Origin of the sequence: Ornithinimicrobium faecis, from assembly GCF_023923225.1 — a bacterium.
In the GTDB taxonomy this organism is placed as follows: Bacteria; Actinomycetota; Actinomycetes; order Actinomycetales; family Dermatophilaceae; genus Ornithinicoccus; species Ornithinicoccus faecis.
Window position 1 is genome coordinate 4,097,391 of the sequence record NZ_CP099489.1, and the last position, 11,801, is coordinate 4,109,191.

The following is an 11,801-nucleotide window of genomic DNA, read 5'->3' on the forward strand; positions in this document are numbered from 1 at the left end:
CAGGGCGTGAACTCCGTATGCCGAGGTGCAGCTGGTCTGGTCGGGCTCGGGGCCGGGGTGCTCGCCTGGAGCACGCTGGTCGAGCCTCGCGCGTTCGCGCTGCGCGAGTTTGAGGTGCCGGTCCTGCCGGGCGGCGCCGACCCCCTGCGGGTGCTGCACCTGTCCGACCTCCATCTGGTGCCCGGTCAGCGGGCCAAACAGGACTGGGTGCGCTCTCTTGCCGCCCTGAAGCCGGACCTGGTCATCACCACCGGCGACAACCTGGCTCACCAGGACGCGGTGCCTGCCGTGCTCGACACCTACCGCGACCTCCTAGAGGTTCCTGGGGTCTTCGTGCTGGGCAGCAACGACTACTTCCCCCCGACGCTGAAGAATCCGTTGCGCTATTTCAACGACAGCCACGAGCGCGGCGAGAAGCTCACACCCCAGCGGCTGCCCACCCAGGACCTGGTCGACGGCTTCACCGGGGCCGGGTGGCTCGACCTGAACAATGGCCGCGGCACGCTGACGGTCCGGGGGCTGCGCCTGGAGTTCATCGGTGTCGACGACCCCCACCTAGAGCGCGATCGCTATGACCTGGCGGCCGGACCCGCGGCCCGGGACACCGACCTGCTCATCGGCGTGACGCACGCGCCCTACCAACGGATCCTCGACGCGATGGCCGCCGATGGTGCTCCGCTGATCCTGGCCGGCCACACCCACGGCGGGCAGGTCTGTGTGCCCTTCCACGGTGCCCTGGTCACCAACTGCGACCTCGACACGGGCCGCGCCAAGGGTCTGTCCCGCTGGTGGCCGGGCGCCGGTTCCTCCCCGGCCACCGCCCCGTCCTCCGCCGCTCCTGCAGATGCGTCCTGGCTCGAGGTGTCCGCCGGGCTGGGCGCCTCGCCCTATTCGCCCTTCCGCCTGGCCTGCCGCCCCGAGGCCACACTGCTGACGCTTGTCTGAGGTCGATTCGGTGCAGCGCCTCACGCTGGGTTAACATTGCCGACGCTGCGTGTCGCACGACACGAGCCACGGGGTGTGGCGCAGCTTGGTAGCGCGCTTCGTTCGGGACGAAGAGGTCGCAGGTTCAAATCCTGTCACCCCGACCATCGCCGCAGGTCACTGACCTGCGGCGATTTGTCACCTTCGGGACAGCAGCTCGCCCGTCCTGCCACCGATCTGCCACGGTCCCGCCACCGGTCCGCCACCGGTCCGCCAACGGTCCGCCACCGGTCCGCCACCGGTGCAAGTGCACGGATCCTTCACACTGATTCGCGAAGTTCCGTGAATGATGCGTTCACCTGCACACCAGGACGGACCGAAGCCGGTGACGAGACCGGCCACCGCGCGCTCGGTCACCAGAAATCTCGCCACACCGCGCGCTCGGTCAGTTGGGGGCCGTCTTGTGCTGTTCATCTCTGGTCGAACCCTGCTCCTCATGAACGTCACCTGGCCGGGGCAACGTCAGCGCGGGGGCACAACGACCCCTGCCGCGCGCCCAAAGATGGGCCCGGCTCGTCACGAGAGGAAACCCGTCTTGTCACCGAAGAAGAGACCTTCCCGCCTCGGCTCACTGGCCACCTGGCGCACGGGCCTCGCGGCACTCGCCGCACTGGCCCTGCCCGCCACGATGATCACGCCCACCGCTGCCAGCACCGTGCTCCCGGCACGGTTCGACATCGAACCCAGCCCGGTCCTGATCAGCGAGGTCGCTGCCGGTGGCCAGGGCGCGACGCTGCAATCCAACCGAGACGGCGGCCAGAACTTCATTGAGCTGACCAACTACGGCGACGACGCGATGGACATCTCCGGATGGCAGATCTTCCGCTGCGGTCAGGCCGGCAGCGGTTACGGCCCGCAGGCCGTCGTGGAGGACGGGACCGTCCTGGCACCTGGTGACCAGTTCACCGCCGTGGCCGAGGACTCCGACTACGAGGGGGATGCGACCTACGCCACCAATCTGCACTCCTTCGGCTTCGGCGCCTTCATCCAGGACGCCGACGGCCAGCGCCGGGACGCGATCGGCTTCTACCACGAGGACGTCACCACCGACTGCAAGACCAACGACGGTGAGTGGCTCCAGCGCGGGCTGCAGCACCGCCTCGACGAGTCCCACCAGCGCGTCGGCAACACCGGTGACCTGGAGAGCGACTGGGTGATCGCCCCGCGCACGGTCGACACCCCGAACGCCACCGAGCAGGACGTGCCGCGCGTGGACAACGGCCTGCGCTTCTCCGAGCTCAACAGCGGCGGGGCCGGCAGCAGCCTCGACCAGTACGTCGAGATCACCAACTACGGCGACGAGTCGGTCGACATGACCGACTATCAGCTGTTCCGCTGCGGTGCGAACGGCTCGCAGTATCTCCAGGTCAGTGCCTTCCCCGAGGACGCGGTGCTCGCGCCGGGCCAGAGCTATCTGGCGGCCCGCAGCGGCGGGGCGTATGCGGACCAGGCCGACGTCACCTACGGCACCGCCATGCACTGGCGGGACTTCGGTGCGGTCCTGTTCACCCCGCAGGACGAGATCGTGGACCGGGTCGGCGCCTACTCGAACCGCAACTCCCCGTGCACGGACGGTGCCCCGATCGGCGAGCGGCTGAACCACTTCGACTCCACGACCTTCCAGCGGGTCAGCGACACCGGCGACAACAGCAGCGACTTCATCGTCACCGCCACCCGCACCCCGGGCGTCGAGGACGCGGACACCGACTACGCCCCGGCACCGACCTTCACCGGCTTCCAGGACGTGCGCATCAGCGAGGTCGTGGCTGCTGGACCCGCTGGCGGTGGTGATGAGTTCTTCGAGCTCGGCAACTACGGCGACCAGCCCGTCAACCTCGCCGGGTGGAGCGCCTACCGCTGCTACGGCACCGGCCAACCCGGGGTCGGAGCCTCCGCCCAGATCGCCGACCTCGGCGACATCACGCTGGCGCCCGGCGAGACCTACCTCGGGGTCTCCGACAGCGCCCCGGCATCGCTCCAGGAGATGGCTGACGGAACCTACGGCACCGGCCTGAACCAGACCGACGGCTACGGCATGTACATCACCGACGCCGACGCCTCTCTGGTCGACGCCTTCGCGGCCTATGACATCAACGATGACAACTACACCCCGTGCCGCCTCGGCGAGCAGGCCCGTGACTGGACCAAGAACGACGAGGGTGAGAGCTACACCCGGGCCCAGTTCCTCGGCGACAACGAGCTCGACTATGTCGTCACCCCGCGCACGCCCGGCGTGCTGGAGGACGCCACCTACGTCGACCCGACCGTGCCGCTGGACGGTGAGCTCGACCCGGTCACCGTCGACACCAACCACATCCCCGGCTCCCCCGCCGTCGCGGGCGAGGGCCACGAGGTGACCGTCACGACCGAGGACGAGGGCGGCACCACCCTCGACATCGAGGTCAGCACCGCCGACGAGCTCGGCACCGAGGGTGCCGTCGTCCACTCGGGCGTCAGCGACGTGCCGGTGCCGACCACCCTGGAGGGCACCGACGAGCAGGTCGTCGAGGACATTACGGCGCCGGTCGCCGAGGGCACGACTGGCAGCTATCCCTACCTGCGCTTCGAGGTGCCGGCCGATAGCGAGAGCGAGTTCGTCTGGTCCGGCACGGCCCAGGCCCGCAACGAGTTGCAGCTGCTCGTGTGGCAGCCCAAGGACGAGGCCTGGCGCGTCGCTGACGCACGAGTGCCCTCCGCTGACGGCGACCTCACCCTCGCCGCAGACGTGGCGAGCGACGAGATCACCGGCGACACGGCATACGTCATGGTCATGGACGGGCCCCGCACCCAGGGTGGCCTGATCGACGAGATCGGGGTGACCGACCAGGCCTTCGCCAATCCCGGCAGCTATGACGTGGCGATCAACCACATGACCGACACCCAGTTCTATGCCGAGGGGTTCCGGGACGTCTTCCGGCAGATGGCCACCTGGGTGGTCGCCAACGCCGACGCCCGCAAGATCGGCTACAACTCGCATACCGGCGACATCATCGAGAACTGGATGAACGGCAACCACGCCCCCGAGCGGGCCGACCGGGAGTTCCAGGCGGCGCAGGACATCATGACGATGATCAACGACGCGGAGATCCCCAACGGGGTGCTGCCGGGCAACCACGACAACATGTGGGGCCACGACAACGAGAAGTACAACGACTACTTCCCGGTGGAGATGTATGACGACAAGCCCTGGTACGGCCAGGCCTGGGCCGAGGGCGACAACGCGGCGCACACCGATTACTTCTCGGCCTCCGGGATCGACTTCCTCGTGGTGTCGCTGCCCTACCGTCCGAGCCTGGAGATGATGGACTGGGCCTCGGAGCAGGCCGCGGCGCACCCGGACCACAACGTGATCTTGGCGACGCACTCCTACCTGCACACCAGCGGCGTGCGGGACAACAGCGACCTGCGCTATCAGGGCAACGCCGACGACATGTGGGAGCGCGTGGTCGCCCCCAACGACAACGTCTTCCTGGTCTTCGGTGGGCACTACCACGGCACCTCGACCTACATCGCGGACCCGGTGACCGGTGAGCGCTCCCCCGTCAACCACGTCTCCGGTGGGGCCACTGCGGTCGAGAACGTCGGCAGCACCGGGCGCACGGTCGTTGAGATGCTGGCCGACTATCAGGGCTATCGCTCGACCCTGCTGGACGACCCGACCGTGGTGCGCAGCGACCTGTTGGACCGGGACACCGGCTTCCAGCGGCTCCTGCAGTTCGACATCGACGCAGCGCTGATGGCCGTCAACGCCTACTCCCCGACGCTGGACAGCTTCGAGGCGTGGCGCTATGACGAGCCGGCCTTCCGCGGGGAGGCCGCACGCTATGACGCTGCCGACGATGAGTTTGTCGTCGGCGTGCACCTGCTGCGCTCGACCAGCATCACCTCGACCGGGTGGTCGCTGACCGGGCCGTCCACCGTGGTGGCGACCGAGTCGACGACGCCGGGTGCCGAGGTGCCGGTGTCCCTGCCGGAGTCGGACGCCGACCAGCTCTGGTTCGCCACCGTGACCGACACCGACGGCAACGTCGTCCGCTCCGAGCCCACGGTGCTCGAGGCCGCGGATCAGGACCCGGAGGCCGCTCTGGCGGCCCTGGACGCCACCCTGGAGGACTACATCGCCTCCGGTGACGTGACCAGGCCCAGCGACAAGCAGCTCGGCAACACCCTGGATCAGGCTCAGCGCCACCTGGCTGCTGGTCGCACCGACCAGTCCGTCTCGGCGCTGGAGCGCTTCGTCCGACACCTGGACATCACCAAGCGTCCGGGCAGCATCTCCGACGAGGCCCGGGAGGACCTGCGCGGGCAGGCCGAGGCGGTCCTGGACCTGCTCGGCTGACGCATCCGTGACGAACGCCCCGGTGCCGACCTGATCTCAGGTCAGCCCGGGGCGTTCTGTCGTTGTGTCAGAGGTCGAGGTCGAGGGTGTTGAGCCCGCCCTTCGGCTCGTGAGGTGCGACCTGGTCGCCGTCGACGACCCCAACACCTTCAACGGTCGCGTCCTCGGCCAGCGTGCCGGCGTCCAGCCCGAGGACCGTCAGGGGCTCACCGGTGAATGAGCTCATCGAGAGCGCCGAGTCGACCGGCAGCCACTCCCCGGCACTCTGGACGCGCAGGTCGGCCACATCGGCCTCCGGCTCCCAGCCGGGCACCACCACGATCTGGCCGCCACCGACGGCACCGACCAGGGCACGATCACCGTCGAGTTCCTCGTCCGGGACGACCGCGAACTCGCCCGCACCGACAAGGAGCTGCAGCCCGTCCGGCATGGCGTCCACCTGCACGCTCTTGCCTCCGGCCGTGACGCGCTGTGCCCCGGCCGCGTAGGAGCGCAGGGTGTGCTCACTCCCGTCGAGCGAGAAGCGAATCGCTGGGGCGTAGGTGCTGGTCGGCTTCGAGGCGAGCACCGCCGTGTGCGAACCGATCTCGGCGTGCACCTGGGTGACCCCGTCGTCCGGCTCCTGCAGCTCCGCCCCCGGTGGGAGCAGCCCGATGGAAGCATTCGGCAGCACGGGCCCAGAGCCTGCCGACGCGCTCGCCGATTCAGCAGTCACCCAACCCGTCAATCCGCTGTCAAACGTCATGGGATCCATGTGGACGAAGTTGTCCGCTGGCTCCCGTGCATTGACCATGCCCCAGGTGGCCCGGGCCTCGTCCGCCAGCACGACCGCGCTCGTGTCGCCGTCTCTTAGGACCGCGCTGCTCACCTCAGCCCCGCTGGCCGCGTGCGCGGCGTCCTGGCTGAACCAGTAGAGCTCCTGGAGCTCGCCGGTCGCGCCGGGGACGAACTCGGCGGCGCTGTATTTCAGCTCGGCATCACCGATCTCGATCGAACTGCCCTGGCTGGCCTCGTAGCCCGGCGTCCACACCGGCGCCTCGCCGATGCTGCCGGCGGGCCGCTGCCACGCGGCCACGGAGAGACCCTCGGTCCGGAAGACCATGACATCCCCCGGGCCGTCCTCGGCCGGGATCGGGTCAAGTTCTTTGCCGTCCTGAGTGAGGACGAGCTCCGGCAGGGCATCGCCCTCGGCGCTGCGCAACTCACCGGTCCAGTGGGTGCGGCCCGCCTCGGTGGGGTGCGGTTGGTTGTCGAACAGGTCGACGTCGACACCGTTGTGCCAGCTGATGGACGCCGGCGCCATGGTCTCGGAGTCGGTGAACTGGTCGAGTGGTCCGCCGACCCACAGTGCTCCGGCCATCGCGAGCGCGACGGCTCCTGCGCCGACGGCGGAGGTGCGCCGGCGCCGCACCTTGTGGCGCCCAGCAGCGAGGACTGCCTCAGGACGCACGCTCATCTGCGGAGAGAGCTCGCCCGCTCGCTCGAGCAGGCCGAGCGCACCGCCCTCCTCGTGATCTGTGGTGTCGTGACGATCAGACATGAGTCGGTTCTCCTTCGTTGAGGACGGCGCGCAGCGCAGCCAGTCCACGAGAGGTTGAGCTCTTGACGGTGCCGACCGAGACGCCGAGCGTTGCCGCGGCGTCCTTCTCAGACACGTCCAGGTAGTGGCGCAGGACCACGCACTCGCGCTCCCGACGAGCCAGCGTGTCCAGCGCACGGATGAGGTCGAGGCCCAGGTCGACCCGGTCGCCGGGTCCCGGCAGGTGACTCGTGCGGTGCTCCGGCACCTCGCTGGTGAGCACCTCCCGGCGCCCCTTGCGCCACCGGTCGGTGTTGAGGTTGACCAGCACACGACGGGCGTATGCCGTGGGGTTGTCTCCCCGGGTCCGGCGCCAGTTGACGTAGACCCTGGCCAGCGTCTCCTGCACCAGCTCCTCGGCGACGTGGGGGTCGCCGCAGAGCATCCAGGCCGAGGTGAGCAGGCGCGGGGAGACCCCGTGGACAAAGTCCACGAACTCCTCCTCGTGCGCCTTCTTCATGTTTCTCCTCGACCTCGCCAGGTCTGTCGTTGTCGCGACAGACTCATCTTCTACAACGGGAGGCCCCAGCGAAAGGTTGAGTGGCCTGGCTCAAGGGCTGGTCAGTCCTGTCCCGCCCACTGGCCCAGCACGACAGCCTGCGCCTGGGTCTCTGCACCGTCGGCGGCCCGGACCAGCCGGGCGACCTCGCGACCACCGGATCCGGCGATCCAGGCGGCGACCTCATCGGCCGAGAAGAGATAGCGCTCGAGCACCACGTCGTGACCGAACCGGCCGTAGGCGCCGGACACGTCCCGCACACCGGTGCCAGCCTGGAACCCGACGAGCAGGTGCCCACCCGGCCGCAGGACCCGCGCCACCTCGTCGAAGATGTCCGGCTGGCGCGCGGGCGGCGTGTGGATGATCGAATACCACAGCAGCACACCGTCGAAACTGTCGTCCTCGTGTGGGAGGTCCTCGAGCGATGCCACGGCGAAGTTCACATCCGGGTGCGCGGCGCGGGCCTGCTGGATCATCCCCGGGGAGAGGTCGACACCCTCGACGGCGCAGCCGCGATCTGCAAGATAGCGGGTGATGCGGCCCGCGCCACACCCTGCGTCCAGGAGCGAGCCGTCACCGACGCGGGTGATGAACTCGTCGAGCATGGCCAGATCCAGCCCCGCATCGGCCCGGGTGTCAGGCAGTTCGCGCGCGTAGTCACGCGCCACGGTGTCGTAGGCCCGCTGCACGATCTCCGGCTCCATCGTCACGAGGCCACCCTCCCACGGTCGCGGACGGACCCAGTCGCGGTCAGATCTGCGGCGAAAGGGACCTGTCTCGCGCGGGGCGATGTGCGGGCCGGTGCAGCGGTCATTAAGGTGTCATCACCCCAGTCGTCTGGAATCGGAGGGACATGGAAGTCCAGTGGTGGAGCATTCTGCCGTTCGTGGCGATGCTCCTGTGCATCGCGCTGGCCCCGCTCATCCCGGCCACGGCTGAGGCATGGGAGAAGCAGCGGGTCCAGTTGCTCGTGGCTCTCGTGCTCGGGGTGCCGGTCGCGCTCTGGTTCATCATCGGCGGGGACACCTCGGCCGTGGTGCACGCCCTCATCGAGTATGGCCAGTTCATCGCCCTGCTGCTCGCGCTGTTCGTCGTCTCCGGCGGCATCTTCCTCAAGGGAGACATCGAGGCGACGCCGCGCAACAACACGCTGTTCCTGGCCTTCGGTGGCGTGATCGCCTCCTTCATCGGCACCACGGGCGCGGCGATGCTGCTCATTCGACCGCTACTCAACACCAACCACGAGCGGAAGTACCGCGTGCACACGGTGGTCTTCACGATCTTCATCGTGGCCAACTGTGGTGGCCTGCTGACCCCCCTCGGGGACCCGCCGCTGTTCCTGGGCATGCTGCGCGGCGTGCCGTTCACCTGGACCTTCGGGCTGTGGCCGATGTGGCTCTTCGTGAATATCCTGCTGCTGGCGACGTACTTCGCGCTCGACTCCAAGTACCACGCCAAGGAGAGCCCCGAGGCGCTGCGTTTCGACGCGACCCACCGGACCAAGCTGGGCGTCAAGGGCAAGCTCAACTTCGCCTACCTGGCCGTCATCGTCGGCGCCGTCGCCCTGGCCCCCTCGATCGACATCCACGCCATCGAGGAAGGTCACGCGGCCTTCATGGACTGGATCCCGGTGCGCGAGATCGTCATGCTCGGCGTCGCGGCCGTCTCCTATTTCACGGGCGACAAGATCGCCCGATTCACGGACAACAAGTTCAAGTGGGGGCCGATCCTCGAGGTCGCCGCGATCTTCATCGGCATCTTCCTGACGATGATCCCTGCCCTGAAGTACCTCTCCCAGCTCGCGCCCAAGCTGCCGCTCAACGAGGTCACCTTCTTCATCTTCACCGGCGGTTTGTCCTCCGTGCTGGACAACGCCCCGACCTATGTCACCTTCTTTGAGATGGCCGCGCAGTTGGGCGGCGAACCGACCGTGGCGGACACCGGCATCTATGAGCCCTATCTGATCGCCATCAGCCTGGGCGCCGTCTTCTGTGGTGCCATCACCTACATCGGCAACGGCCCGAACTTCATGGTCAAGGCCGTGGCCGACGGGGCAGGCGTGACGATGCCCTCCTTCGGCGGCTATGTCGCCCAGGCGTTCATCTATCTGGTGCCGACCCTGGTCGCGATGGTCCTCATCTTCATCGCCGACGGGCTGTGGACCACGATCATCGGACTCGTGATCACCGGCGCCATCCTGCTCCGCGCGGTGCTGGCCGCCAGATCGCACGAGCATCCTGTGGCCGCAGCTGACGGGTCGTCCTAGGGCAGACCCCTGCCCTCAGCTCAGACCGGGGTCGACGGTGCGGTCGGCTCGGTGCTCGCTGTTCCGGCTGGAGCGGCGGGGACCAACCCCTGCTCGGCCAGGTCGTAGGCCACCGAGTCAGCCACCGTCCGGGGCAGGAGGCCGAAGGTCTCCTGGGCTGCCGACGAGTCCAGGATGAACGGGCGGGTGAACTGGTGCCGGGTCTCGCGGAGCTCACGCAGCAGCGGCACGGCGACACCCCCGAGCCAGGCCACTGACCACGGGAGCTCGCGCACCTTGAGCCGGACCTCCAACTGGTCGGCCGCCACCGCGCTCAGCTCACGCAGCGTGAGCGGATCGGCGCTGGGCACGTGCCACGCACGACCCCACGCCCGCTCGTCGCGCGCCCCGGTGGCCAACAGCGTGGCGACATCACGGACATCGGTCCAGGTGTGCTTGACGTCCAGGGGTGCCGGGACCATGGCGGTGCGTCCTTTCGCGAGCGCCGGAGCGATCATCCCCAGCAGCGAGCTGCCCCCGACATAGTCACTGCCCCGCACCTCAAAGGCCCGCACCCGGCCGGCCTGGTGCGCTGCGAGCGCCTCGGTCCACATCTGCGCGCGGACCTGCCCCTTGGTGCCGGTGGAGGCCATGGGTGTGGCCTCGGTCATCGGCGCGCTCACCTCGCCATAGACATAGAGGTTGCTCGTCGTGGCCAGCACCGCTCCGTGCCGCTCGGCGGCCCGCAGCAGCGCCTCGGCGATCGGCGGCCAGTCGGTGGCCCAGCGGTGATAGGGCGGGTTGATGCAGTTGTAGATCGCCTCCGCCCCCTCGGTGACCTCCAGCACGCGGGCGCCGTCGGAAGCATCCGCAGCCACCGGGTCGGTCCCCGCGATGCCCGAGCCACTGCGCGTCACCACCCGCACCGAATCACCGCGGTCGAGCAACACCCTCGCCAGGGCTCGCCCGACCGGACCTGCACCAAAAATCACCTGGGTTCCCATGGGACTCCTCATCTCATCAAAGTGAGAGCATCGCTCTCTCATTGAGTATGCAGCATGGCTGGGTTCAATGCAAGAGCACTGTTCTCGCTTGGTTCAGTCACTCAGACGGGTGGTTGCGAGGTCGATCAGCAACTCTCGCCTGCTGGGCGTAGACCCCCGCCTGGAAGCGGGTTCGCACGCCAAGCTGGTCCATCAGCTCGGCCACCCGACGGCCAACCGTCCGGCTGCTGACCCCCAGGTGGCGGGCGATCGACTCGTCCTTCATCCCCGCTGACAGCATGGTCAGCAACTGCGGGTCGTGGTCACCGTCGCGCGCACGAGCATCACCCGGGACGATCGGCACGGCCTGCTCCCAGAGCAGCCAGAACATTCGCTGGAGCGCATCAAGCAGGGCACTACTGTGCACCACGAGGGCGCTGTCCCCCGGCGCCTCCAACGACAGTGGCAGCAGAGCCACCTCCCGGTCGGCCACGACGAGCTTCATCGGCACGTCCGCGTGCAACCGGGAGCGCTCGCCAGCGGCCGCTGCCCGATAAGCCTCTTCGGTTCCCGGTCCGTCCTCCAGTGACTCACCGGAGTAGATGCCATAGACCGCCACCCCTGCTGCGAGCTGGGTGTGCACCGCCTCATCGGACTCGCTGTAGTCCGAGACATACGGCGGCCGGTCCAGCACCAGCACCTCCTCGCGTGCTGTCGTCAACAGCTGGGCGAACCGGGTGGCGATCGCGCCGCGGCCAGCGAGGACCTCGATGACGCTGTCCGGCCGCAACTGCTCGGGGGTCCGGAGCTCGGTCACCAGTTCCCGCGCTGCCGCCTGGGCACGGTCCAGCTCCGCGCGCCGCCGGGCCACAAGCACGTCAACCGCGACGTCCGGTCGGGCCGGGATCAACCGGCGTGGCTGCTCGGCGCTGCGGCTCACCAGCCCCAGCACCTCCAGCCGTGCGACCAGCTTCAATGCCTCTTCGACTCCCTGACCATTCCGCTCGGCCAGTTCCACGACCGTGCTCCCCGGATGGTGCAACAGATCGCGATAGGCCGCCTCCTCCTCGGAAGCGACACCCACGGCCTCCAACACAGGCCCTCCCTGGCGTGAACCGGACATGTCGACATCAAGCCACTGATATCCCTTTATCTGCGGACATCGCCAATCT

Annotated in this window: 8 protein-coding genes and 1 tRNA gene; 4 read left to right on the plus strand and 5 right to left on the minus strand. The window is 68.4% G+C overall.

Annotated elements, in window-relative coordinates:
• Window positions 1–6 precede the first annotated feature (6 nt).
• From NF556_RS18980 to NF556_RS18990, 3 genes are all read left to right on the plus strand, one after another.
• The gene (locus NF556_RS18980; protein ID WP_252592753.1) at window positions 7–945 is read left to right on the plus strand and encodes a metallophosphoesterase; all 939 of its coding nucleotides are present in this window, start codon (window positions 7–9) and stop codon (window positions 943–945) included.
• A 69-nt stretch (window positions 946–1,014) separates the two neighbouring features.
• A tRNA-Pro gene (locus tag NF556_RS18985) sits at window positions 1,015–1,091 on the plus strand.
• 428 nt (window positions 1,092–1,519) lie between these two features.
• Window positions 1,520–5,323 carry a lamin tail domain-containing metallophosphoesterase family protein gene (locus NF556_RS18990; RefSeq protein WP_252592754.1) on the plus strand — a complete coding sequence of 1,268 codons (3,804 nt, stop codon included), beginning with the start codon at window positions 1,520–1,522 and terminating at the stop codon, window positions 5,321–5,323.
• Between the two features lie 67 nt (window positions 5,324–5,390).
• Here the strand turns inward: NF556_RS18990 and NF556_RS18995 are convergent, their stop codons facing one another.
• The 3 genes from NF556_RS18995 to NF556_RS19005 form a co-directional block, all read right to left on the minus strand.
• Window positions 5,391–6,863, minus strand: a complete 1,473-nt coding sequence (locus tag NF556_RS18995; RefSeq protein ID WP_252592755.1) for a hypothetical protein — start codon at window positions 6,861–6,863, stop codon at window positions 5,391–5,393.
• Window positions 6,856–7,362 (minus strand): SigE family RNA polymerase sigma factor, encoded by a 507-nt coding sequence (locus tag NF556_RS19000; protein ID WP_252592756.1) that lies wholly within the window; start codon window positions 7,360–7,362, stop codon window positions 6,856–6,858. Before NF556_RS19000 ends, NF556_RS18995 begins: the two co-directional genes overlap by 8 nt.
• A 101-nt stretch (window positions 7,363–7,463) precedes the next feature.
• Complete coding sequence (locus NF556_RS19005; protein ID WP_252595867.1) at window positions 7,464–8,105, minus strand: class I SAM-dependent methyltransferase; 642 nt, start codon at window positions 8,103–8,105, stop codon at window positions 7,464–7,466.
• Between the two features lie 149 nt (window positions 8,106–8,254).
• Here NF556_RS19005 and NF556_RS19010 point away from each other — a divergent pair, with 149 nt between their 5' ends.
• A complete protein-coding gene (locus NF556_RS19010; RefSeq protein ID WP_252592757.1) occupies window positions 8,255–9,667 on the plus strand; it encodes a sodium:proton antiporter in 1,413 nt (470 codons plus the stop codon).
• A 20-nt stretch (window positions 9,668–9,687) separates the two neighbouring features.
• Here NF556_RS19010 and NF556_RS19015 read toward each other — a convergent pair whose 3' ends face one another.
• Both NF556_RS19015 and NF556_RS19020 read right to left on the minus strand, forming a co-directional pair.
• A complete protein-coding gene (locus NF556_RS19015; RefSeq protein WP_252592758.1) occupies window positions 9,688–10,650 on the minus strand; it encodes an NAD-dependent epimerase/dehydratase family protein in 963 nt (320 codons plus the stop codon).
• Between the two features lie 97 nt (window positions 10,651–10,747).
• Entirely contained in the window at window positions 10,748–11,725 is a 978-nt protein-coding gene (locus NF556_RS19020) for a LuxR C-terminal-related transcriptional regulator (protein WP_252592759.1), read from the minus strand.
• Between the last annotated feature and the right edge of the window lie 76 nt (window positions 11,726–11,801).

What these genes read in the sequence shown, in the direction of transcription:
- NF556_RS18995 (WP_252592755.1), bottom strand. Translation starts at nt 6,863, where the DNA reads ATGTCTGATCGTCACGACACCACAGATCACGAGGAGGGCGGTGCGCTC.
- NF556_RS19000 (WP_252592756.1), bottom strand. Translation starts at nt 7,362, where the DNA reads ATGAAGAAGGCGCACGAGGAGGAGTTCGTGGACTTTGTCCACGGGGTC.
- NF556_RS19005 (WP_252595867.1), bottom strand. Translation starts at nt 8,105, where the DNA reads ATGGAGCCGGAGATCGTGCAGCGGGCCTACGACACCGTGGCGCGTGAC.
- NF556_RS19010 (WP_252592757.1), top strand. Translation starts at nt 8,255, where the DNA reads ATGGAAGTCCAGTGGTGGAGCATTCTGCCGTTCGTGGCGATGCTCCTG.
- NF556_RS19015 (WP_252592758.1), bottom strand. Translation starts at nt 10,650, where the DNA reads ATGGGAACCCAGGTGATTTTTGGTGCAGGTCCGGTCGGGCGAGCCCTG.